The organism is Aestuariibaculum lutulentum (assembly GCF_032926325.1).
Taxonomy (GTDB): Bacteria; Bacteroidota; Bacteroidia; order Flavobacteriales; family Flavobacteriaceae; genus Aestuariibaculum; species Aestuariibaculum lutulentum.
Genome location: NZ_CP136709.1, coordinates 1676922 through 1700456 on the forward strand (window position 1 = coordinate 1676922; position 23535 = coordinate 1700456).

Annotated in this window: 19 protein-coding genes; 8 read left to right on the forward strand and 11 right to left on the reverse strand. The window is 35.4% G+C overall.

What is annotated here, in order from left to right:
* Nucleotides 1-13: 13 nt before the first annotated feature.
* Together R1X58_RS07210 and R1X58_RS07215 are read right to left on the reverse strand one after the other, a co-directional pair.
* Nucleotides 14-2107 carry a M13 family metallopeptidase gene (locus R1X58_RS07210; protein ID WP_240575131.1) on the reverse strand — a complete coding sequence of 698 codons (2094 nt, stop codon included), beginning with the start codon at nucleotides 2105-2107 and terminating at the stop codon, nucleotides 14-16.
* A 116-nt stretch (nucleotides 2108-2223) separates the two neighbouring features.
* Complete coding sequence (locus R1X58_RS07215; RefSeq protein WP_240575133.1) at nucleotides 2224-2742, reverse strand: hypothetical protein; 519 nt, start codon at nucleotides 2740-2742, stop codon at nucleotides 2224-2226.
* 157 nt (nucleotides 2743-2899) lie between these two features.
* Here R1X58_RS07215 and R1X58_RS07220 point away from each other — a divergent pair, with 157 nt between their 5' ends.
* From R1X58_RS07220 to R1X58_RS07235, 4 genes are all read left to right on the forward strand, one after another.
* Nucleotides 2900-3871, forward strand: coding sequence for an NAD-dependent epimerase/dehydratase family protein (locus R1X58_RS07220; RefSeq protein WP_240575135.1), 972 nt, complete (start codon nucleotides 2900-2902; stop codon nucleotides 3869-3871).
* Between the two features lie 38 nt (nucleotides 3872-3909).
* Nucleotides 3910-4500, forward strand: a complete 591-nt coding sequence (locus R1X58_RS07225) for a HupE/UreJ family protein (RefSeq protein WP_240575137.1) — start codon at nucleotides 3910-3912, stop codon at nucleotides 4498-4500.
* A gap of 215 nt (nucleotides 4501-4715) precedes the next feature.
* Nucleotides 4716-5147: a deoxycytidylate deaminase gene (locus R1X58_RS07230; RefSeq protein WP_240575139.1), complete on the forward strand. Its 432-nt coding sequence runs from the start codon at nucleotides 4716-4718 to the stop codon at nucleotides 5145-5147.
* The gene (locus tag R1X58_RS07235) at nucleotides 5147-6739 is read left to right on the forward strand and encodes a S41 family peptidase (protein ID WP_240575141.1); all 1593 of its coding nucleotides are present in this window, start codon (nucleotides 5147-5149) and stop codon (nucleotides 6737-6739) included. Before R1X58_RS07230 ends, R1X58_RS07235 begins: the two co-directional genes overlap by 1 nt.
* Here the strand turns inward: R1X58_RS07235 and R1X58_RS07240 are convergent, their stop codons facing one another.
* The 3 genes from R1X58_RS07240 to R1X58_RS07250 are packed head-to-tail and all read right to left on the reverse strand — an operon-like array spanning nucleotide 6740 to nucleotide 8158.
* Entirely contained in the window at nucleotides 6740-7351 is a 612-nt protein-coding gene (locus R1X58_RS07240; protein ID WP_240575150.1) for an FAD-dependent oxidoreductase, read from the reverse strand.
* Nucleotide 7352: 1 nt separating this feature from the next.
* Entirely contained in the window at nucleotides 7353-7556 is a 204-nt protein-coding gene (locus R1X58_RS07245; protein WP_240575152.1) for a hypothetical protein, read from the reverse strand.
* 14 nt (nucleotides 7557-7570) lie between these two features.
* Entirely contained in the window at nucleotides 7571-8158 is a 588-nt protein-coding gene (locus R1X58_RS07250) for a MarC family protein (protein WP_240575153.1), read from the reverse strand.
* Nucleotides 8159-8268: 110 nt separating this feature from the next.
* On the opposite strand from R1X58_RS07250, the gene R1X58_RS07255 reads away from it, so the two are divergent.
* The 3 genes from R1X58_RS07255 to R1X58_RS07265 all read left to right on the forward strand — a co-directional run bounded on the left by R1X58_RS07255 (nucleotide 8269) and on the right by R1X58_RS07265 (nucleotide 12781).
* Complete coding sequence (locus R1X58_RS07255) at nucleotides 8269-8835, forward strand: DUF3109 family protein (RefSeq protein WP_240575289.1); 567 nt, start codon at nucleotides 8269-8271, stop codon at nucleotides 8833-8835.
* 279 nt (nucleotides 8836-9114) lie between these two features.
* A complete protein-coding gene (locus R1X58_RS07260) occupies nucleotides 9115-10095 on the forward strand; it encodes a ribonucleotide-diphosphate reductase subunit beta (protein ID WP_188217076.1) in 981 nt (326 codons plus the stop codon).
* A 199-nt stretch (nucleotides 10096-10294) separates the two neighbouring features.
* The gene (locus tag R1X58_RS07265; protein WP_240575156.1) at nucleotides 10295-12781 is read left to right on the forward strand and encodes a ribonucleoside-diphosphate reductase subunit alpha; all 2487 of its coding nucleotides are present in this window, start codon (nucleotides 10295-10297) and stop codon (nucleotides 12779-12781) included.
* Between the two features lie 116 nt (nucleotides 12782-12897).
* Here R1X58_RS07265 and ppnP read toward each other — a convergent pair whose 3' ends face one another.
* The 3 genes from ppnP to R1X58_RS07280 all read right to left on the reverse strand — a co-directional run bounded on the left by ppnP (nucleotide 12898) and on the right by R1X58_RS07280 (nucleotide 17037).
* A complete protein-coding gene (gene ppnP, locus R1X58_RS07270; RefSeq protein WP_240575158.1) occupies nucleotides 12898-13179 on the reverse strand; it encodes a pyrimidine/purine nucleoside phosphorylase in 282 nt (93 codons plus the stop codon).
* Between the two features lie 291 nt (nucleotides 13180-13470).
* A complete protein-coding gene (locus tag R1X58_RS07275; RefSeq protein WP_240575161.1) occupies nucleotides 13471-15777 on the reverse strand; it encodes an inorganic phosphate transporter in 2307 nt (768 codons plus the stop codon).
* Between the two features lie 69 nt (nucleotides 15778-15846).
* Nucleotides 15847-17037 carry a porin gene (locus R1X58_RS07280; protein ID WP_240575163.1) on the reverse strand — a complete coding sequence of 397 codons (1191 nt, stop codon included), beginning with the start codon at nucleotides 17035-17037 and terminating at the stop codon, nucleotides 15847-15849.
* 391 nt (nucleotides 17038-17428) lie between these two features.
* On the opposite strand from R1X58_RS07280, the gene R1X58_RS07285 reads away from it, so the two are divergent.
* Nucleotides 17429-17779, forward strand: coding sequence for a toxin-antitoxin system YwqK family antitoxin (locus tag R1X58_RS07285; protein ID WP_240575165.1), 351 nt, complete (start codon nucleotides 17429-17431; stop codon nucleotides 17777-17779).
* Between the two features lie 73 nt (nucleotides 17780-17852).
* Here R1X58_RS07285 and R1X58_RS07290 read toward each other — a convergent pair whose 3' ends face one another.
* From R1X58_RS07290 to R1X58_RS07300, 3 genes are all read right to left on the reverse strand, one after another.
* Nucleotides 17853-19898 carry a hypothetical protein gene (locus tag R1X58_RS07290; RefSeq protein WP_240575166.1) on the reverse strand — a complete coding sequence of 682 codons (2046 nt, stop codon included), beginning with the start codon at nucleotides 19896-19898 and terminating at the stop codon, nucleotides 17853-17855.
* Nucleotides 19899-20051: 153 nt separating this feature from the next.
* A complete protein-coding gene (locus tag R1X58_RS07295; RefSeq protein WP_240575167.1) occupies nucleotides 20052-22793 on the reverse strand; it encodes a TonB-dependent receptor in 2742 nt (913 codons plus the stop codon).
* A 279-nt stretch (nucleotides 22794-23072) separates the two neighbouring features.
* On the reverse strand, nucleotides 23073-23456 hold the full coding sequence (locus R1X58_RS07300; protein ID WP_240575168.1) for a carboxypeptidase-like regulatory domain-containing protein: 384 nt from the start codon (nucleotides 23454-23456) through the stop codon (nucleotides 23073-23075).
* Between the last annotated feature and the right edge of the window lie 79 nt (nucleotides 23457-23535).

Consider the following 23535-nt stretch of genomic DNA (forward strand, 5'->3'; position numbering starts at 1 on the left):
CACCCTTTTTTTATTACCAGATTTTTACTCGTTTACTCGGTTCTAAGTATAAACTGTCGGTTTCTTTAATATCAAAAGCCTGATAAAAGGCATCAACATTTAAAAGAGGTTGAACAGCTCTGGTCATACCCGGTGAGTGCGGATCGGTTTTAATTTGATTTTTTAAAGCGTCATCACGCATTTTGGTTCTCCAAACAGTCGCCCAAGACATGAAGAAACGTTGCTCGGCAGTAAAACCGTCGATGTCTTCTGGTCTTCCGTTATCTTTAAAGCTAAGCTGTAAAGCATCGTAAGCTGCATTTACACCACCTAGGTCCCCAATATTTTCGCCAAGTGTGAATGGACCGTTAATATTGGTTTCAGGTAACACTTCAATGGCACTGTATTGATCTGCTAAATCTTTTCCTAAAGCTTCAAACCGTGTTAAATCTTCGTCTGTCCACCAATTGTTCAGGTTTCCGTTTTTATCATATCTCGCACCAGAATCATCAAAACAGTGTGAAATCTCATGACCTATAACCGCACCAATACCACCGTAGTTAACAGCATCGTCTGCCTGAAAATTGAAAAATGGAGGCTGTAAAATAGCTGCAGGGAATACAATTTCGTTAAACGATGGATTGAAGTAGGCATTAACCGTTTGTGGAGACATACCCCAACGGCTTTTATCTACCGGCTTACCTAAATCTTCTAAATTCTTTTTATGGTTCCAGGCGCTTACGTTAAGCATGTTTTGAGAAAAGGATCCGTTTTCATCTGTTGAACTGATTTCCAAATCGGAGTAATCTTTCCATTTATCAGGATAAGCGATTTTAACGGTTAAAGCTAAAAGTTTTTCGACAGCTTTTTCTTTCGTTTCTTCAGTCATCCAGGCTGCATTTCTAATGCGATTTTCAAAAGCTTTAATCACATTAGCAATCATTTTTTCTGCACGCTGTTTAGCTTCAGGAGGAAAAACTTCATCTACATAAAGTTTGCCTAAGGCTTCGCCAACAGCACCGTTAACTGTTAAAAGCGCTCGTTCTTCTAAAGGACGTTGTTGTTTTGCACCACGTAATGTTTTGCCATAGAATTCCCAGTTAGCAGTTTCTATTTCGGTACTTAATGCACTTGCCGATCGGTTGAATAAAGACCAACGTAAATACGCTTTCCAGTCGTCTACATTGTTTTCGGCAAGGATATTTTGTAACGCTTCGGTATATTTTAATTCGCCAACAATAATGGTGTCGATACTTTTAACGCCGATACCTTTAAAATAAGTATTCCATTTAATAGCGGGAACCATATTTTGTAATTCGGAGATAGATTTAGGGTTGTAGCGTTTGCGGGCATCACGACGTTCTACCTTATCCATTTTTGGTTCGGCAAGTCGTGTTTCGAAAGCTAAAATACGTTTAGCCTGGTCGTTAGCTTCAGTTTCAGTATCTCCTAAATATTGAAGCATTTTAGTAACATGTGCCACGTAAAGTTCTCTTTTCTCTTTAGAGTCTGTATCATCTTTAACGTAATAATCTCTATCAGGAAGTCCTAAACGACCCGAACCTAAAAAGGCAGAGTTAATATTACTGTTTTTTGGGTTGGTGCCTACATGAAAACCAAAGAAACCAATGCCTCCGGTAGGTTCCATTTCAATTAAAAAGTTTTGAAGATCTTCTATATTCTGAATGGCATCAATCTTTTTTAAGTCTTTTTTAATGGGATTGATACCCATTTTATTTCTGCTTACAGTATCAATTATGGTTTTAAAAAGTTCGATAGCTTTTTGTTGGTCAGATCCCGGAAGTACTTCACTCTTTTTAATGTCTTTGTTGTCAGACATGGCATTTTTTAAGATGGCTAGTGCGTCTTCATCGGTTTTCTTTCTTAATTCATTAAAGCTTCCCCAACGGGTTTGGTCATCCGGAATTTCGGTAGTTGCTAACCATTTACCATTAACGAATTTGAAAAAATCGTTTTGTGGTTTTACCGAGGAATCCATAAACTCAAGGTTAATGCCAGGTGTTTGGGCAACTTCGGTGGTTTCGGTTTTTGTTTCGTTTTTACACGAAGCTACAGCCAAGACCAACGATAAGCCTAAGAAAGGCTTAAGATTTAAGTTTGTTTTCATATGCTGATTTGGTTAAATAATGAGCCCAAGGTAGCATACTTGTCTATGAACAGGGGGTTGATTATGAAAATCTTAACACAAATTGAAAGAACAAACCTGTTAAAATGAAAAGCAGATTAAGGACGTTCAAAAACGTTTTTGTCGGCCTCCATTTTTTTATTCATTTGAAGGTTCAAATTTGAAAATGCAACTAGAAATTCTTTAATCGTTGCAAGCAACTCATCTCGTTTGGTTGTCGATAACCCGGAAAAACTTTGTAGTTTATAAAGTTTGGTTTCAAATGCTGTAATACGTGCTTTAACAGCATCGGTATTTACTTTTTCGGGAATATTTTTATTAAAATCCTTAAGGAGAACAGTGATGGCTTCATCGTTGTCATTGAAAAAGCTGAGGTCGCCTTTTTTTACGTTGTTAACAACATCGTTAATTTGTGTGTATTCGTTCCAGCTTTGTATGGCTTCTTCTGTTTGATTATCTAATAAGAATTCGGTGTATTTAAGTTTGGCAATATCACTTTCCGTCACTTCGTTAGTGTTTTTAGAAGTATCGGTATTTTGTTCCTGGTTTTCAGATTGCTTACAAGAACTCATGATTATGATGAAAATGCCTAAAAGACTTAAAAATTTAAAATTCATAGGTTTTTTAAATATAAATACAACGGCAAAGATATAGGAATAGTTTATTAATCTTTAAAATAGATGGTGATGAAGTTTAAAATGTTTTCATGTAGAAATGAAAAGTTTTCAATAAAATCTTAGTAATTTTAAGTAGTACACATAAAACCTTGGTTAAATGAAACCTAAAATATTAATAATAGGGGCTTGCGGACAAATTGGTTCAGAATTAACATTTAAGCTACGTGATTTGTATGGTAGTTCGAATGTTATTGCAAGCGATATTAGTTACAGCAATTTAGGTGTTGTTAATACAGGTATTTTTGAAGTGGTCGATGCGCGAAGCTATTCCAGTATTAAAATATGCGTCGATAAATATCAGATTGACACGATTTACCTTATGGCTGCCATGCTTAGTGCTACGGGAGAAAAATTCCCAATGAAAGCCTGGGATTTAAATATGGAATCGCTGTTTCATGTGCTAAATCTGGCGAAAGCCAATGTGATTAAAAAAGTATTCTGGCCATCGAGTATTGCGGTGTTTGGACCCACAACTCCGGTTGAAAATACACCTCAGTATACTGTTATGGAGCCATCAACCGTTTATGGTATTACCAAGCAGGTGGGCGAGCGTTGGTGTGAGTATTATTTTAATAAATTTGGGGTAGATGTCAGGAGTTTACGTTACCCTGGAATTATAAGCTGGAAAACCATGCCTGGCGGAGGAACTACCGATTATGCTGTTGAAATTTATCATAAAGCGATAACCGATGGGGCTTATGAATGTTTTCTGTCTGAAAACACGAAACTACCCATGATGTATATGGATGATGCTATAAAGGCAACTGTTGATATTATGGAAGCACCTGCCGAAGCAATAAAAATAAGGTCGTCTTATAATTTATCGGCTATTAGCTTTACACCAAAAGACGTTGCAGAAAGTATTCAGGCATCGCATCCCGATTTTAAAATAATCTACAGTCCGGATTACAGGCAGACCATTGCAGATAGCTGGCCTAAAAGTATTGATGATTCACGTGCCAGAGCAGACTGGGGATGGAATCATAGTTTTGATCTTCAGGATATTACTAAAGAGATGCTCTTTCAGTTGGATAAAAAGTATAACACGCCTCTGAAAAAATCGAATTAATTGTATCTTTGACATTTCCCATATCTTAATTAATTATTATGCTAGAGAATTTTTGGTTTAACGTAGAGTATGGTATAAATCATGTCCTTGATATCAAAGCTTACGACCACGTTTTATTCCTTATTGTTTTAACGGTTCCTTATTTGTTTAAAGACTGGAAACGCGTGTTTTTATTGGTCTCTATGTTTACCCTAGGACATACTTTGTCTTTGGTTCTGGCATCTTATGGGATGGTGAGTGTAAATGCTACGATTGTTGAATTTTTAATACCTATTACCATTTTAGTGGTCGCCTTGTTTAATGTGTTTACGTCGGGAAAAGGCGCGCAAAAGGAAAAAGTGGGTGTTTTATTTTTATCTACTTTATTTTTTGGATTAATTCACGGGTTAGGCTTTGCCAGAGAGTTTAAAATGTTACTTGGAGATTCTGATAGTAAACTTGTATTGTTATTAGAATTTGCATTAGGAATAGAAATCGCACAGATTATTATTGTATTTATCGTGTTGTTTTTAGGGTATTTGGTGCAAACCATTTTCCGTTTTTCAAAACGCGACTGGATTATGGTGATTTCGGCCATTGTGGTTGGGCTCGTTATTCCTATGATTTTAAACAGCGATTTCTTGGCTTAATCTAAAAATTAAGTACTTAACATCTAAAATTATATAAACTTTCGTAAAAGTTTAACGAAGTAGGGTTGTAATTAAAATACGAACCAAGTATATTCGTTATATTATTTCGCGTGAAGGATTGAGGTAGTTGTTGGAGCTCTTTATTTTGTAAAAATAAAAGCGACTACCGAAAGCCTGGTTGCTAAAATCAACACGCCAAAAACAAATACAGATTCATGCCGAAGATTAAACAGCTTAAGTACGATAAAGCGTATTTAAGAATTGCTAAAGAGTGGGGAAAATTGTCTTACTGTAACCGCAGACAGGTTGGAGCACTTATTGTAAAGGATAGAATGATAATTTCTGATGGGTATAATGGTACGCCATCGGGGTTTGAAAATTTTTGTGAAGATGATGAAGGCTACACAAAATGGTATGTTTTGCATGCCGAAGCCAATGCGATTTTAAAAGTAGCGGCATCGACACAATCATGTAAAGGAGCTACCTTATACATTACCATGTCACCGTGTAAAGAATGTAGTAAACTTATACACCAAGCAGGTATTGTAAAAGTGGTTTATCAGGATGCTTACAAAGACGATTCTGGTCTTAAATTTTTAGCTAAAGCTGGCATCGAACTGAAACAAATTGAAGATATAGAAGCTTAATGTCTAATAATAAAAAATACTTGCCCTTAATACTTGGTGTTGCTATTGCGGCAGGGATTTTTATTGGCGGAAAGTTAAATTTTAGTGATTCGCCGGACAGGTTGTTTTCTACAAATAGCAAAAAAGATAAGCTTAACCGACTTATCGATTATATAGATTACGATTACGTTGATGACATTAACACCGATAGCATTGTAGATGTTACAGTAAATGGCATTCTGGAGAATCTCGATCCGCATTCGGTGTATATTCCAAAAGAAGATATGCAGCGCGTTTCAGAAAACATGAAAGGCGATTTTATTGGTATTGGCGTAAGTTTTTATCCCTTTAGAGATAGTATTGCAGTTATTCGTGCTATTGAAGGCGGACCAAGTGAAAGGGCTGGTATTAAAGGCGGTGATCGTATTTTAATGGCCGATGGCGATACACTTTTTGGAGCGAAGCTGAACAATAGTGATATGGTCGATAAGCTAAAAGGACCTGAAAACACTAAAGTGAAATTAAAGGTCTATAGAAAGGGCGAATCGAAACTTTTAGATTTTACAGTGAAGCGTTCTGCGATTCCTATTAAAAGTGTTGATGCAGCTTACATGTTAACTGGTAAGCTGGGTTATATAAAAATTAACCGCTTCGCGGAGTCGACTTATAAAGAGTTTAAAACAGCTTTAGATAAATTACTGGATGAAGGCGCGACAGAAATCGCTTTAGATTTACGTGATAATCCGGGTGGTTTTCTTGGGATTGCCGAGCAAATTGTTGATGAGTTTTTAGAAGATGAAAAGCTAATATTATTCACCAAAAATAAACGAGGTCATATTGAAAAAAACTTTGCTACCAGCAAAGGCGATTTTGAAGACGGTAAGTTATTTGTGTTAATTAATGAAAATTCGGCATCGGCAAGTGAAATTGTAGCCGGAGCGCTTCAGGATAACGACAAAGGGACTATTGTTGGTCGCCGAAGTTACGGTAAAGGCCTGGTACAACGTGAAATGGATTTAGGTGACGGCAGTGCTGTAAGACTGACTGTCTCTAGGTATTATACACCAACAGGACGTTCTATTCAACGTTCTTATAACAAAGGAAACGACGATTATTATCATGATTATTTCGATCGTATTGAGAGTGGAGAGTTATTTGATTCCGATAAGATTAAAGTAGCCGATTCCCTAAAATTTACAACACCAAAAGGTAAAGTGGTTTATGGAGGCGGAGGTATTATTCCTGATGTATTTGTTCCTATCGATACAAGCTTACAAAACGAAACCTTAACCTTTTTACAGCGTAGTGGTTTTATAAGTAATTTTGTGTTCGTAGAGTTGGATAAAGATCGAAAGGCCTATGGTATTATGTCTCGAGAAGATTTTATTGATAACTACATGGTGAGCGATGAAATGGTTTTCGACTTTCAGGATTATGTAAATCTTCGTACCAATACTAAAATTACTTTTGTGGCTTATCACGACGAGGTGAAGCAATACATTAAAGCTGCTTTAGCCGATCAATTGTATGGTGATGGTGCATTTGAGCAAATTATCAATCAGAGTGATATTATGATTGATGAGGTAATTCGGTTAAGTGAGGTATGGGAGTAATTACTCTTCTATTTTATCGTGTACTTTAGCATGATTCCCTTCATTCCAAAGGGTTAGAATGTCTGTAGCGACATGAGCGCCACTACCTGAACAAATAGCAAACTGACTGCGCCATCCTGCTAAAGATCCGGCAACATAAAGATTTTCTTCAATTAAATGGTCGGTGTTTTTTAACCAGATACGGTCTTTTTCAATTGCAGATCTTGGGTGAGGCTCAACATATTGTTCTAAACCTTTAATGTGCATTAAATTGGTATAGCCAACCGCAACAACAACAATTTTAGATTGATAGGTGTGTTTGTTGGTTTTAATTTTAAAACCGTTTTTAATTTTTTCTAATTCAAGAACCTTTTCACCTTCAATTTGTTCTACATGCGGATAAAGCTTAGTAAGTTGCTGTTTCCCGCTTTCTAAAACAGACGCACCTGTAGTGCCTGGTGTAAGGCCTAGAACATTATTGAATAAAGCGGTTTGAAGATGTGATGTTTTTTGGTGAACAACAATACCAATGTGTTTGTCTTTAGCGTAGGCTTTGTTCTTTGCGGAGCCTAAAATTAAAGCACAGGATAAACCAGCTGCGCCACCTCCAATAATTAAAGCATCAAATTGCATATTAACGGCGTTCTTTTACTTTTTGTTCTATGCGCTTAGATGTGTATAAAATAAGCATAATAAGAATGGCGCAAAGCGAAGCTAAAATGGTAATAATCGCAACAGAACTTTCGCCTTGTAATGGGGCGCTGAAATTAATTTTTGTTGCATTAAAAACCACAAGGGCCAATGCTAATACACTTATAACTATGGTTGCTATTTTCATTTTTAAGAATGTTTTTAGGTTAAAGCGAATAAGGCTTTAATGTTGTGAGCGAATAATTTAACGGCAATAGCCAATAAAATAACCCCGAATACTTTACGGATAATATTAATTCCGTTTTGCCCTATAAGGCGCTCAATCTTTTTTGATGTTTTAAGCACTACAAAAATAATAATAACATTTAAGAGTACCGCAACAATTATATTTTCGGTGCTAAACTCTGCTCTTAGCGATAATAATGTGGTTAAACTTCCTGGGCCTGCTATTAATGGGAAAGCTAAAGGGAACACCGTGGCAGACATAGCGCTGTGCTCTTCTTCCTTGTAAAGGGTAATGCCAAGAATCATTTCTAAAGCAATAAAGAATAATATAAATGAACCGGCAACTGCAAAGGAGTTTACATCAATACCAACCAGATTCAAAATGCTTTTACCTAAAAATAAAAACATGATTAAAATAACTCCGGCAATAATGGAAGCTTTACCACTTTGAATGTGTCCCATTTTTTTTCTTAAATCAATAATAATTGGAATGTTTCCAATAATATCGATAACAGCGAAGAGAACCATAAAGGCAGTAAATATTTCTTTAAAGTTGAATTGCATAAGTTCATGTTTTAAATTTCGTAACAAATGTATAGCAATATCATAAATTACAATAGTGTTTTAAACATAAAGTTTCGTTATTTTTGCACCCGAAAAATGGTAGTAAAGGTATGTTTCAATTAGGGAAAACAATTGTTTCTGAAGATATTATAGAAAAAGAATTTGTGTGTAATCTTTCGGCATGTAAAGGAGCGTGTTGTGTTGATGGTGATGCAGGAGCACCACTGGATAAAGAAGAAGCTCAGATTTTAAAAGATATTTACCCAAAGGTGAAACCTTACTTACGTCAGGAGGGTATTGATGCTATTGAAGCGCAAGGTGCTTTTGTGACGTCGGAAGATGATGGTGAATTAGAAACGCCTCTTATTAATGGTGCCGACTGTGCTTATGTTATTTATGATGAGAAGGACGTAGCACTTTGCGGTATTGAAGCGGCTTATCGAAATGGTGACGTGTCATGGAAAAAACCGGTGTCTTGTGAACTGTATCCAATTCGTGTTCAGGATTACAGTGAATTTTCGGCTGTGAATTATCATAAATGGCAAATTTGTGACGATGCTTGCTCTCTAGGAAAGGAATTACAGGTGCCTGTTTACAAATTTGTTAAAAATGCTTTGATAAGAAAATTTGGTGAAGACTGGTATGCTGAGTTGGAGAAAATCGCCGAGGCTAAATAATTGCTTAAAACACCTGTAAAATAAAGGGTTTTCCGGTCGGAAAACTTTTAATTTCTGTAAACTTTTTGAAAAAACCAAAAATGTAAAATACTGATAATCAGTATTTTAGTGTTTTTTATTTGTAAACTTCTTATACTCAGTAATTTTCATTATTGTTAAAAACTTTTGCACAATGTTTATAACTAAAGCTTTCATTTTTAACATCATTTTCCAATATTTGTTACTCCCAAATCGATTAAAAATTTTCGTTAAACTTTAAAATTAAAACTCTCAAAAACAATGTCTCAGGCTATCGAACCCATTCTCCAAGAAAATAAAGATCGTTTTGTAATATTCCCAATTCAGCATCATGACATCTGGGAATGGTATAAAAAATCAGAAGCAAGTTTCTGGACCGCAGAGGAAATCGATTTACATCAGGATTTAACCGATTGGAAAGATAAGTTAACTGATGATGAGCGTTATTTTATTAAACACATTCTTGCTTTCTTCGCAGCAAGCGATGGTATTGTAAATGAGAATTTAGCTGAAAACTTCGTTAATGAAGTTCAGTACAGTGAAGCCAAATTTTTCTACGGATTTCAAATCATGATGGAAAATATTCACAGTGAAACCTACTCCCTATTAATTGATACTTACGTAAAAGACGAAAAAGAAAAGGACATTTTATTCAATGCTATTGAAAATTTCCCGGCGATTAAGAAAAAAGCAGACTGGGCTTTAAAATGGATTGAATCACCAAGTTTTGCAGAGCGTTTAATTGCATTCGCAGCAGTAGAAGGTATTTTCTTCTCCGGAGCGTTCTGTTCTATTTTCTGGTTAAAGAAACGTGGTTTAATGCCAGGTTTAACCTTCTCTAACGAGTTAATCTCGAGAGACGAAGGTGTACACTGCGACTTTGCGGTGCACTTACACAACAACCATTTAGTAAACCAGGTGCCTAAAGAGCGTATTAAAGATATTATTGTTAACGCTTTAGATATCGAGCGCGAATTTATTACCGAGTCTTTACCGGTTAGTTTAATTGGTATGAACTCTAAATTAATGACACAGTACTTAGAATTTGTTACCGACAGGTTGTTGGTTGAATTAAACTGCGAGAAAGTTTACAATGTAGGTAACCCATTTGATTTTATGGATATGATTTCGTTACAAGGAAAAACAAATTTCTTCGAAAAACGTGTGTCTGAATATCAAAAGGCAGGAGTTCTTAACAAAGAAGAAGACAAAGATAAGTTCTCTTTCGACGAAGATTTTTAATTAAAAATCCGGTTGAAGAATCATCTTATTAATCTATAAAAGTATCATCTCATTCCCTTCTGGGGAATGGGGTTCAAACAAGTTTTATATCCAACTAAATCATCTAAGTATTGATCTTTTTATTGATCGGTATTTGGAAATATCTAATTAACCCTTTTTCTGAAGCTGTAATCAGGAAAACCAAAACACGTGTAATACTATGTATGTAATCAAAAGAGACGGCAGAAAAGAACAGGTTATGTTCGACAAAATCACCGCAAGGGTGCGAAAATTATGTTACGGATTAAACGAGTTAGTAGACCCGTTAAAAGTAACAATGCGAGTAATTGAAGGACTTTACGATGGTGTAACCACGAGCGAACTTGATAATTTAGCTGCTGAGATTGCTGCAACCATGACTACGGCGCATCCAGATTATGCACGTTTAGCAGCACGTATCTCTGTGTCTAACTTACATAAAAACACGAAGAAGAGTTTTAGTGATGTTATGCACGATCTTTATACTTACATCAATCCGCGTACAGGACAAGAAGCTCCGCTTTTAGCAGATGATGTATACAAAGTGATTATGGATAACAAAGAGGTGTTAGATTCTACCATTATCTACAACCGCGATTTTGGTTACGATTACTTCGGATTTAAAACATTAGAGCGTTCTTACCTGTTAAAATTAAACGGAAAGATTGCCGAGCGTCCGCAGCACATGTTAATGCGTGTAGCAGTTGGTATTCACTTAGACGATATCGAATCGGTAGTAGAAACTTACGAGTTGATGTCTAAAAAATACTTTACTCATGCGACGCCAACTTTATTTAATTCAGGAACGCCAAAACCACAAATGTCGTCTTGTTTTCTTTTAACAATGAAAGATGACAGTATTGATGGTATTTACGATACATTAAAACAAACGGCCAAAATTTCTCAATCTGCCGGAGGAATTGGTTTAGCTATTCACAATATCCGAGCAACAGGAAGTTATATTGCCGGAACCAACGGTACATCAAATGGTATTGTTCCAATGCTAAAAGTATTTAACGATACAGCACGTTATGTAGATCAAGGAGGAGGAAAGCGTAAAGGAAGTTTCGCGATGTACATCGAAACCTGGCATGCCGATATTATGGATTTCTTAGACCTGAAGAAAAACCACGGTAAGGAGGAAATGCGTGCGCGTGATTTATTCTACGCGATGTGGATTTCAGATTTATTCATGAAACGTGTTCAGGAAGACGGATCTTGGACCTTAATGTGTCCTAACGAATGTCCTGGATTAGACGAAGTGCACAGTGAAGCATTTGAAGAATTATATTTAAAATACGAAAGCGAAGGTAAAGGTCGTAAAACCATTAAGGCACGTGAACTTTGGGAGAAAATATTAGAATCTCAAATCGAAACGGGTACACCGTACATGCTGTATAAAGATGCAGCGAACCGTAAATCGAACCAACAGAATTTAGGTACCATTCGTTCGTCTAATTTATGTACAGAGATTCTTGAATACACATCTCCAGATGAAGTTGCCGTATGTAACTTAGCATCGATTGCGTTACCAATGTTTATTAAAAACGGAGAGTTCGATCACAAGGAATTATTCCGTATTACAAAACGTGTAACAAAAAACTTAAACCGAGTAATCGACAGAAATTACTATCCGGTAATTGAAGCTGAAAACTCAAACATGCGTCACCGTCCAATTGGATTAGGTGTACAAGGATTGGCAGATACGTTTATTAAATTACGTATGCCTTTCACCAGTGATGAAGCAAAACAATTAAACCAGGATATTTTTGAAACCCTTTACTATGCTGCTGTAACAGCAAGTATGGAAGAAGCTAAGGTAGACGGACCTTACCAGACTTACGAAGGTTCTCCTATTAGTAAAGGTCAGTTCCAACACAATCTTTGGAATATTAAAGATGAAGAATTAAGCGGTAACTGGGATTGGGATAAATTGCGTCAGCAGGTATTAAAACACGGAGTTCGTAACTCGCTTTTAGTAGCACCAATGCCAACAGCTTCAACATCTCAGATTTTAGGAAATAACGAGTGTTTCGAGCCTTACACATCTAACATTTATACACGTCGTGTATTATCGGGTGAATTTATCGTTGTAAATAAACATTTGTTAGAAGACTTGGTAGAACTTGGTCTTTGGAATGAAAGTTTAAAACAAGATATAATGCGTGCTAATGGTTCAGTACAAAATGTTGATGTTCCTCAGCACATTAAAGAGCTTTATAAAACGGTTTGGGAGTTAAGTATGAAAGATATTATCGATATGTCTCGTCAACGTGGATACTTTATCGATCAGTCGCAATCGCTTAACTTGTTTATGGAAGGAGCAACCATGGCTAAATTAACATCGATGCACTTCTATGCCTGGAAAAGCGGCTTAAAAACAGGTATGTATTACTTACGTACTAAGAGTGCTGTAGATGCCATTAAATTTACGCTTCAGACCACTAAAAAAGAAGAACCTGTTGCTCAGGCTGTAGAAGTTAAAGAGGTTAATGTTCAGGAGCAGGATCAAAAGCAAAATGTAGCAGCAAAAAATGCAGCTAAATTTTCAAAACAAACACAGGCAGAGGTTGATGTTCAACCAATGACTCCAGAAGAAATGAAAGCCCTAATTGCACAAGCTAAAGCCGGTCAAGGTGACGACGATTGTGTGATGTGTGGTTCATAATAATATGCATTCTATATGAGCTTTTAATTGGCTGAGAATGATTTTTTAATTAAGTGTTATATTACAAAAAAAGCACCTCTTTGGAGGTGCTTTTTTAGTTTGATTAAGGTCTGGTTTTATTGGTACTGACACAAATATGAGGTTTGTGTGCCAACCTTTACTAAAAAGCTTTTATTTGCGTCAATTTCGTAGGCTTCACCTGCTTTATATGTTGCCCATTCATTTGAATTAGGAAGTTTTACGGTCATCTCACCTTCAATGACGGTCATAGTTTCATGTAGTGAGGTTGAGAATTCGTATTCTCCCGGTTCCATAACGCCTAAAGTTGATTTTCCTTCAGCTGTGGTATAGCCTAAGGATTTTACATTATTGTTAAAATAACTGTTTTCTGATATCATAATTGGTTTGTTTTCTGCAAATGTATACAAAATAGGTAGGAATTAAATAGTATTCGTATATAGGATGTTATAAAAATTAAAAAGCACCCAGAACAGGTGCTTTTATCTAACTCAACGATTCAAATGTTATTGAAAAGGATTTCCCTTTACTTTGTGAGAGCCAAATTAGGTGCATTATGTTAAGTAAATAGGGGTTTAGTATTAAGATAGTTTTATCTTATTTATAAAAGACATAAAACAAAAAAGCCTGTGAAAATTTCACAGGCTTTTTTATATGAAGTAATATGTTACTTATGCTTTTGTTTCTTCAGCTTTAATAGTCGCAGGAACTACAGATGCGTCGTGTGCCTGGTCGTATTCTTCTAAAAGATTCATAGTTGCATTTAATAAATCTTTAGTTTCTAAAAGTAAGCTAAAGTATAAGGTTGTGTTTTTCGGACTCGATTCTTCAGTACGAGTACGTTCAACCTGTTTTTGAATTTTAGTTGTAACTAAAGAAGTGATTTCAGATTTTCTTCCTAAAATTACAGAAAGTTGATCGAAAGATTCTGTGTTAAATGCATTGTGAACATTAGTGAATAATCTTTCGAAACGCTCATCTACTTCTTTAAGTTCTTTAATCTGATTAAACTTCAACTTTTTATGGTTGTTGTTTATGTGTTTATGACTCACTTTAGTAATGTACTCTAAAGACTGAACCATATCTTGTAAATAACCTAAAATGTGAATGTAGAAGTTACTCGCGCCAACACTAGATTCATCTAAGTTTTTAATAAAATAGAAGATATTGTCTCTCAATTCATCAACTTCATTCGATAGTTTGATAATCTGAGTTTTGTTCTTCTTCAATAAAACTAAATCCTGTTTTGCTAAACCGTTAATGGCATTGGTGTAAATTTTGTTTCCGCGTTTTACAACATTAGCAATGTTTTTAGAGCTTTCGTGAATAACACCTTGAATAGAGCTGTTTTCAGAAAGGGTTAAGCTATCTTCAGTTTTAGATTCCGCAGATGATTTTCTATGTGAAATATAGTTTCTCGCTAATAAAACAATAGCAAATAATAATAAAACCGGTACCATTACAGATACATTCCAGTTAATTAAATATGCAATTAATCCGGCAGCGATAAAGGCGATAAATGCGGTAAAGAACCAACCTCCAATAACGTTTAATACTCCGGCAACACGATATACAGCGCTTTCACTACCCCAGGCTCTGTCGGCTAAAGAGGTACCCATGGCCACCATAAAGGTTACATAAGTTGTAGAAAGAGGTAATTTCATAGAAGTCGCTAAAGAGATTAAAGCTGCAGCAACTGTTAAGTTAATAGCTGCTCTAACCATATCGAAAGCCGGTAAATCTTTAGCTTTCGATTTTGAAGTTGACACTTCTGGTTTTTCAAATTGTTTTTCAATTTTTTCTTGCCACGATCCTGGTAAGATAAACGATGACATTTGCGACATAGCAATAGCCGATCTTACGAAACCACGAGATAAGAAGTTTGGTTGAAAACGTTCTTTTCCTTCACCTTCTCTAGATAAATTAATTTCTGTTTCAGTTACTTTCTTCGCTTTTGAAGAGAACCATAACGTAGCTACCATTACTAAACCTGAAATAACAAGCATAATGGTTGGCGTAGGTACTTTTTCAGCTAATACACCCATGCTAAATGCATCGGCAGCAACACCAGAACTAACCCAGGCGTTGTAAGACTGGTAACCAGCGATAGGCACACCAATAAAGTTTACTAAATCGTTTCCAGCGAAAGCTAATGCTAAGGCAAAGGTACCAACAGCAATAATTACTTTATAGATATTCGCTTTTAAGAAGGTCATTAAGGCGTATGAAATTAAACTCCATAACACAAAACTTAAAGACACAATAAGTAGTACTTTTTCTTCTAAGAACTTGCTGATTTTCATCCCGCCAAGCATCTCCAATTCCTGACTGGCAAATGCAGTTCCTTTAATTCCTTTTAAGAAAATAAAGTAGGTAATTGAAGCTAAGGCTAAACCACCAAAAACAGCACCAACCCATTTAGCTTTATTTAAAAAGTTGTATGACAATAATAAACGGGTAATCCACTGTACAATGGCTCCTATTGAAAAAGCAACTACTACCGAGAGTAAAATACCAAATATAATTGACGTCGCTTTCGAGGTGTTAATGTAGTTTACAACATCGGAAAAGTTTCCGTTTTGATGTGCAATTTTAATAAGGGCCATAGCAACAGAAGCTCCCAGTAATTCGAATACAATAGAAACTGTTGTAGAGGTAGGCATACCAACCGTATTAAAAAAGTCTAAAAGGAGGATGTCTGTAATCATTACCGCCATGAAAATGATCATAATTTCATTGAACATGAATTCATGCGGATTGAAAATCCCTTTTCGGGCAACTTCCATCATACCGCTTGAGAAAATAGCTCCTACGGCAATACCAATACTGGCAACAATCATTATCGTTTTAAACGAAATGGCTTTCGAACCGATAGCGGAGTTTAAGAAGTTTACCGCGTCGTTACTAACCCCAACAACCAAATCGGCAATGGCTAAAATGGCCAGGGCAATAATCATAAATAAATAAATATTTTCCATTTTTTAATTAGAAATAGTTTGCAAATATCTTTAGTGTTTCTGTATGTAATGTTATATTAATGTTAACTTTTAGAAATGGATATCGCACTGTAGTCTGTACATCACCTGACCGTTGTTGGTTGGTACATCTAAATAGCTAATATCGGTTTGTACTTTTAATTTATGTCCTACAATAAATTTAGATAGTCCTAATGTATATTGTGTTTCAGGATTTTTACCTGTAATATTTTTATCTAATTCTACGTTGGTATAACGACCAGTAACTTCCCAGTTATTTTTGAATAAATAGCCTGATTGAAGGTTTAAACCTTTACCAACTTGTACTTCAGCTCCTGTTAAACTACCATCAGCATTTTTAGCTATTGGGTCATCAGCTGTTCTATCGGCATATTCACCCATAAAAGAGAATCCTTTATACTTAAACATGGCATCTATAAAGATAGTAGAAATATTTGTTTCGTACAGCCCTTCATTAGTTTCCATGTAAGATCCCAGATTTCCTCGGTCTCTTACGGCGTTGTTGTTGAAGTTATATGTTGCTCCAACAGCTAATTTAGGAGTTTGCTCGCGGTTTAAATCAGAACCTTTATAGTCTCCCTTGCTTATAAAATCTCCAAAAGGGTACAATTCCACACGTCCGGTATATTGATGTCCACCTTCATTCCCTGTTGTTACATTACGACCTTCACCTTGAGAAATAGAAGCTATTTCTTTAACAATAAATTTATTTGTTAGGTTGAAATGGTGTCTTAACTGAAGTCCCATATCACGGTCAATGTTAAAACGGCTGTTTACTAACGAACGGTCTACCAATTGTAAGTCTGCCGACGAAATTACACGTTCGCGGTTCCCTGGTAATTTGGTTTGTCCTGCCCATAATACAAAGTTTCCTGCAAAATTCCATTTTAAAACAGCATCCATTACGTATCTTGGAGAATTACTGGTGTATTGGGAAGCACCAGACATATCGCGGTTAGCTAATCCTAACTCTATTTTATACTGAAGTTTTGGAGAGAAGGCGAAACCGTCAAATTTTAAACGCGAACGTCTAATTAACATACTGGTTTCTAAAGATTCTCCATCCTGCCATGTTGAAGTTCCTAAAAGTTGCATACGAAATCCAACTTTCATTGTAAATGAACTGTCCTTGCCAACTAGATTAAAAAGTCCTTTGCCAAACTTTGGGGCATTAGTTTCTTGCGCATAATAAGTGCTTGTAGCTAACATTAAAATAGCTACCAGGCTCCATCTAAATTTCATAAATTTTATTCTAAGTTTTTGTCGCCGGCAAAAGTCTAACTTTAAAACGATTTCAATGTTTCCTTAATGTTAAATGTACGTAAAAAAAAAGAGACTACCTTGGCCGAAGGTAGTCTCCATAGAAATCATAATAATGTAGTCGACAAAAACTAATAGATTATATGAAATACTAAATGTTGTCTTAAGACTCACGCAAATAAAACGTAATTGGATGATTTAAATGTAACGGTAATATTAAGTAATTATTAATTCACGTATGTTAAATTTTAACATATAACGTATTGGTATTCAGTATTAAATGTATTCAATGTTAAATTAATGTTACCTAACTGTTGATTAAATGTTATGAAATGCGTATATTTACTGTATAAATGTTTAATACCCCATGATTATGAAGAAGTTTATTTTATCTCTGGCCTTTTTAGTTACTGTGGTTTCTTTTGGACAACAAAAAAGAGACTTAAAGCTTAATAAAGATACTAATTTAATTGAGGTAACTTACTATCATGACAATGGAGTGGTAGCCCAAACAGGGTTTTACACTACAGATGGTAAATTACAAGGTGAATGGTTAAGCTACAACGAAGAAGGTAAGAAAACGGTTTCTGGTAATTATGATAATGGGAAAAAAGTCGGCAAATGGTTTTACTATACTGGTGAAACTATAAAAGAAGTAGATTACAACGCTAATGAAATAGCAAGTTTAAAAGAAACAAACGTGAAGAACGATAAGGGTCTTTAAAACGTAAATACTAAACATAAAAAAAGCATCTCGATTGAGATGCTTTTTTTATGTTTAGTATGAAAGCTTAATACTATAAGCTAGCGTTGATCCAAGTCCAAGAAGTGATGTCTAAAGCAGCAGCACTTTTACCTGAATTTAAGGTATAGAATGTGCCAGAAATTAAAGTAGCATCTGCAGTAGCTCCATCTATTTGTACGTTAGATAAAGCTCCACCATCTTTCATATCTAAATCATTATCATAACCAATTAAGTGTAATCCAGTAATAGATCCTCCAGATTCTTTTTTGAACTGTAAAGCAGTACCTCCAACAGTAGAGATTGCTGTAATGTTATTGAATTTAGGATTTGCGTTAGCTTTATCTCCTTCAAAAGCAGTAGAGAACCCAGCTACAGTATGAGAAATGTAAGCGTTATCAATAGTTCCACTCCAACCTTCTGTCCAGTCGATAGCATCATCACTATTGTTTTCTAAGTATAAGTTAGTAATAGAAGCAGTACCTCCAAAGAACTCAACACCATCATCATCACCATTGATTACAGCGATGTTTTCTAAAACAGTTTCAGAACCTACAGCATAGAAAGATACACCGTTGTATTGAGACTCAGAGTTAATTTGAGCTCCAGTTCCTTTTATTACTAAGTTTTTAATAGAACCTGAGTTATCAGTATCGTTAGTTCCTCCGTAGATGAAACCACCAATTTCAGCAACTGCATTAACACCAGCAGAAGTTGTAGCGTTACCACAGATGGTTAAACCACCCCAGTCACCAGGATTAGCGTTTACAGAAGAGATTATAACAGGATTAGCAGGAGTACCTTCAATAAAGATTTGACCTCCTTGTAAAACAGCGATGTAAACACCTGTACCACCATCTCTAGCTGTAATTTTTGTTCCAGCAGGGATTGTTAATGAAGCTCCAGACTGCACGATGTAAGAAGAGTTAAGTTTATAGCTTACAGAAGCATCTAAAGTTACGTCTCCAGTAACAGCTCCTTGTAAAACAGCACTATCGAATGATAAATCAGAATCTACCCAATCAAAATCAGCAACGTCTACAGTAGGAACAACTGACGTGTTTAAAGCGAAAGTGTAAGCACTTTCATCTACATCAGCAGTATTTGCATCATCTTCTTCTAAAGCTACTGGAGTATATCCATCAACGAATACTACGTTAGAAAGCGCTCCAGCATCTTTCATATCTAAATCAATATCGTAACCACTTAAAGATAAACCAGTGATAGTTCCTCCTGATTCTTTCTTAAACTGTAAAGCAGTACCACCAACAGTAGAGATTGCAGTAATGTTTGTGAATTTTGGGTCACCGTTAGCTTTATCACCTTCAAAAGCAGTAGAGAAACCAGCAACAGTATGAGAAATATAAGCGTTTGTTACAGAACCACTCCAACCTTCAGTCCAGTCGATAGCGTCATCACTGTTGTTTTCTAAGTATAAGTTTGTAACAGATACAGTTCCACCAAAGAACTCAACACCGTCATCATCACCATTTATAACAGCAACGTTATCAACTAAAGTACCAGAACCTACAGCGTAAAAAGATACTCCATTGTATTGAGACTCAGAGTTAATTTGTGCACCAGTACCAACAATTTGTAAGTAACGGATAATACCTGAGCTATCGCTATCGTCGTTACCACCGTAGATAAATCCACCTACTTCAGCAACAGCATCAACACCAGCAGAAGTCGTAGCATTACCACAAAGTGTTAATCCACCCCAGTCTCCAGGGTTACCATCTACAGAAGACATAACTACTGGATTGCTAGCAGTACCGTTAATATTTATTTGAGCTCCTTTTAATGCCGCGATGTAAACATCTGTACCACCATTGTCAGCAACAATTGTCGTTCCAGCAGGTACAGTTAAGATAGCACCTTCATCAATAATGAATGAACCAGTTAATTGATATTGTACAGCCGCGTTAAGTGTATAGTTTTCTTTTAAAGTTCCGTTTAATACACCATCTTTTAAGTTAGCCATAACTTCAGTGTCACCTCCACCAATTGGAGCTGGGTCTTCAGAATCACAGCTTGTAGCAACAACTAATACTGCCGATGCAGCAAAAGCTTTAAATAAATTTAGGAATGATTTTTTCATTTTGTTTTTTAATTAGTTTTTTGTGCTTTTCGAAGCAAAATAATTTCGTCGCAAAGTAAAGGACTAAGTGTTTGTTCACTATTAACCTAATATTAAAACTAGGTTACCTTTGCTTCGCGACGAAAGACATTTGTTAACTCAATGTTAACTGATTTAGAATGTGTATTTTAGGCTTAAGCTTAATAAGCTTCCTTTCTTGTAAGATTGTACAGTTTCGTTAGTTTCGATACCTGTTGGGATATCTCTAATTAACTGCGTTTGCTCGATTTCTGGATTTAATAAGTTTCTTCCAACAAACTTAATTTGTAGCTTATCAGTAATTTCTTTACTTACTACTAAATCTAAAGTTACGAATCCTTTTTCGATGATTTGATCGTTATAAAGTACATCACTGTTATCAAAATCTTCAGGAGAACCTAAAGCAAAGATTTTATCAGAAGAATAGTTACCAGTTAAAGTAGCATTGAATTCTCTTTCAGTATTACTATTATAGCTTAAGGATCCGTTTAAGATTAAATCTGAAGCACCTTGTAAATCGGTTTCAGTAACATCTTTGTACTGATAGTTTTCATATAAATCCTGATTAAACCACATTTTAGTAACGTTAGCGTTGAAGTTTAATAAGCTTTCTTCGTCTTCATTTTTAATTAAGTCGAATCTTGTTTCTAATTCTAAACCAAAAACTTCAGCCTGATCTCCTGTGTTTTGATATTCGAATACACCTGATGATCCTCTACTTTGTGCTAAGTTTATAGGATTTTTAATTTGCTTGTAGAAACCAGTAGCTGAAATTAATTCACCGTTACTTGGGAAAAATTCATATTTTAAATCCATGTTAAACACATCCGATTTCTCTAAGGTTGGTGTACCTCTTGTAATACGACCAGTTGGAGAAACGTACTCGAAAGGAGCGATTTCTTTAAACTCAGGTAAAGTTTGAGTTAAACTCGATGCTAAACGTAAAAACTGTTTTTCGTTTAATTCATACTTTAAGTTAACACTTGGGTAAAGCCCTGTATATTCTTTTGTTGTTTCGCCAACACGACCAACGTAGTTGTTAACATCCCAAAGTACATTTATTTCATCTCTTTCAAAACGAACACCTGCATTACCAGAGAAACGTTTGTTAGTTCCAAAATCTAAGTTTGCATAACCTGACATAATGTTTATGTCGGCATCATAACGGTCTGGAGCACCTTCACGTAATACTAACCCGTTTTGGAAGTTGTCTGGAGTGAATGTTAATGAGAAGCTATCTACATCCGGTACCTGGAAACCACGAGCTCTAACACCAATAAATTGAGAACTGAAAGTACGGTCTTTTTGACGGAAGTTAGCACCGATATTTAGTTTGAATGGCGACATGTCATCCTCATCTAATTTACCGAATTCAATAGCATCGTTAATAAATGCATTGTATTCGTAATCTTCAATTTTCTGGCTAGATTTTCTTTGTTGGAAATCACCAACGTGAGAATATTGCACGTAACCTTCTTCTTCGAAAATGTTAGCTTCGTTACGAATTCTGTTAGGCTCTTGTGCAAATACATAGTTAAAGCCTCCTGCCCAGGTTAATTGATTTTTTTCAGTGATATTGTGAGTACCAGCTAACTGGTTAACTAACATCGTAGTTTGTTTGAAGTTTTGGTCTCTAACAAAAGCACCGTCTTCTTTAGGGTCTTGATCGAAAACATAACCTTCACCATTTCTACCTTGTTCGTAAACCTGGTCGTTACTTGTATTAACCGATAAACTTGTTAATTTAAGGTTGTGGTTGTCGTTAAGTTTTAAACCTAAATCGATATACCCTGTAGAGTTAGTTTTAGTATTATATTGCTCTACATCTGTAAAGGCATTGTCTAATACGTTTGAACGGTAGCTTTTAAACATACCATCTCTGTATTCATAAGATTTAGAGTGTGATCCCGCAGCAAATAATTTTACTTCTTTACCAAATAAATCAAATTTAGTACCTCCGTTTAATTGAAGTCCGTAGTTACCAATGTTTTTAGTGTTTACAGGTTCCCAACCTTGTCTTGTAATTAAATCAACTAATGCATATTGCTTTTTATGGAAACCAAAAGTTACATCATCAGAAACAATACTGGTTTTAAATCCATTTAATCCTAATACATTGGTGTTGTAACCAGAAGATAATTGGATAGCTAATTCTTTTTTAGCATAACTTTTAGTTGAAATATCTACCGTACCAGAACTCTGGTCTGCATAACTAGAAGTTGTATATGTTTTACTAATTCCAACATTTTCAATAATGTTAGTCGAGAATAAGTTCAGATTAATGTTTTTATTGTTAACATCATCAGAAGGAATTGGTAAACCGTTCATGGTAGTCGATAAATATCTGTCACCAAGACCTCTAATGTAGATATCTCCAGAACCTTCACTTTTAGTTACCCCAGAAATTTTTTCGGTAGCAGCAGAAGCATCAGAAACACCAATTTTCGATAAACGTTCTGATCCAATACTTTCTTTAATAATAACCGCTTTCTTTTGTTCTAATAATAAGGCAGTTTCGCTTTCACGTTTTGTAGTAGTTGTAATAACAACCTCGCTTAATGAAGCAGCGCTGGCACCCATAGGTACATTAACTTCTGTTACTTTTCCAGCTGTTACTGTAACAGCAATTTCTTGAGTTTCGTAACCTACGAAACTGAAAACTAAAGTGTAATTACCAGCTTCTAGATTTTCAAGACTATATAGTCCGTCAAAGTCTGAAGTTGTACCGGTTGTGGTTCCTTTAATAAGGACGTTAGCAAAGGCTAATGGCTCGTCGTTATATTCTTTATCAGTAAGTTTACCAACCACAGAACCAGTGGTTTGTGCGTATGATATTGCTCCTACTAATAGCATTAGCAATACAGTAAATTTTTTCATAAAATGTTAGTTTTTATCTGCTGCAAAGAACGTTACGTTGTATGAACGCATCGTTATCTAGAAGTTAAACAATAGTAATAAAAGCGTTATGTGAATGTTATGAGATTTAATGTTTGTAAACGTTAACTTAACATTGAAGTATGGAAACAAATCAATGAAATTCTATAGGTACGCTTGTTTTTTGGTGAAAGGTTTTGTTTTAAAAATAACAAAGCCAATAACTTGGTTATTGGCTTTGCAGACTACTCGAATATATTAATCCCTAATATATTTATATTTTTATCCTTGAGGTAAGGTTTTATTGTTGTTTTCGGCAGTGGCAGTAAGAAGCGCTAATTCATCAAATGAAATGGTGCTTGCTGCTAATGAAAATTTAAGTTCTGTAGGTTCAAAAGCGTCAACATGAATATTAATTTCTTTTGTTTCGTAACCCACAAAGCTACATACTAAGGTGTAATCTCCTGCTTCTAAGTTTTCAAATACAAATAAACCTGTTTGATCTGTATCAACTTTAGTTTCAGTACCCTTAATAGTTACATTAGCTAATACTAAAGGCGCATTATTTACTTCGGCATCCATAATTTTTCCAACAACTAAGCCAGTGTTTTGGCTAAAAGACATTGCTGAAATTAACATTGCGGCTACAAAAAATAAACGTTTCATTTATATGTGTTTTTTTAATAGACTGCAAATTAAAAGCTTAAATACAAGTATTGTGTTATCTCAATATTAAAGAATATTT

Coding starts and splice junctions, on each gene's coding strand:
- R1X58_RS07210 (WP_240575131.1), bottom strand. CDS start 2,107: ATGAAAACAAACTTAAATCTTAAGCCTTTCTTAGGCTTATCGTTGGTC.
- R1X58_RS07215 (WP_240575133.1), bottom strand. CDS start 2,742: ATGAATTTTAAATTTTTAAGTCTTTTAGGCATTTTCATCATAATCATG.
- R1X58_RS07220 (WP_240575135.1), top strand. CDS start 2,900: ATGAAACCTAAAATATTAATAATAGGGGCTTGCGGACAAATTGGTTCA.
- R1X58_RS07225 (WP_240575137.1), top strand. CDS start 3,910: ATGCTAGAGAATTTTTGGTTTAACGTAGAGTATGGTATAAATCATGTC.
- R1X58_RS07230 (WP_240575139.1), top strand. CDS start 4,716: ATGCCGAAGATTAAACAGCTTAAGTACGATAAAGCGTATTTAAGAATT.
- R1X58_RS07235 (WP_240575141.1), top strand. CDS start 5,147: ATGTCTAATAATAAAAAATACTTGCCCTTAATACTTGGTGTTGCTATT.
- R1X58_RS07240 (WP_240575150.1), bottom strand. CDS start 7,351: ATGCAATTTGATGCTTTAATTATTGGAGGTGGCGCAGCTGGTTTATCC.
- R1X58_RS07245 (WP_240575152.1), bottom strand. CDS start 7,556: ATGAAAATAGCAACCATAGTTATAAGTGTATTAGCATTGGCCCTTGTG.
- R1X58_RS07250 (WP_240575153.1), bottom strand. CDS start 8,158: ATGCAATTCAACTTTAAAGAAATATTTACTGCCTTTATGGTTCTCTTC.
- R1X58_RS07255 (WP_240575289.1), top strand. CDS start 8,269: ATGTTTCAATTAGGGAAAACAATTGTTTCTGAAGATATTATAGAAAAA.
- R1X58_RS07260 (WP_188217076.1), top strand. CDS start 9,115: ATGTCTCAGGCTATCGAACCCATTCTCCAAGAAAATAAAGATCGTTTT.
- R1X58_RS07265 (WP_240575156.1), top strand. CDS start 10,295: ATGTATGTAATCAAAAGAGACGGCAGAAAAGAACAGGTTATGTTCGAC.
- ppnP (WP_240575158.1), bottom strand. CDS start 13,179: ATGATATCAGAAAACAGTTATTTTAACAATAATGTAAAATCCTTAGGC.
- R1X58_RS07275 (WP_240575161.1), bottom strand. CDS start 15,777: ATGGAAAATATTTATTTATTTATGATTATTGCCCTGGCCATTTTAGCC.
- R1X58_RS07280 (WP_240575163.1), bottom strand. CDS start 17,037: ATGAAATTTAGATGGAGCCTGGTAGCTATTTTAATGTTAGCTACAAGC.
- R1X58_RS07285 (WP_240575165.1), top strand. CDS start 17,429: ATGAAGAAGTTTATTTTATCTCTGGCCTTTTTAGTTACTGTGGTTTCT.
- R1X58_RS07290 (WP_240575166.1), bottom strand. CDS start 19,898: ATGAAAAAATCATTCCTAAATTTATTTAAAGCTTTTGCTGCATCGGCA.
- R1X58_RS07295 (WP_240575167.1), bottom strand. CDS start 22,793: ATGAAAAAATTTACTGTATTGCTAATGCTATTAGTAGGAGCAATATCA.
- R1X58_RS07300 (WP_240575168.1), bottom strand. CDS start 23,456: ATGAAACGTTTATTTTTTGTAGCCGCAATGTTAATTTCAGCAATGTCT.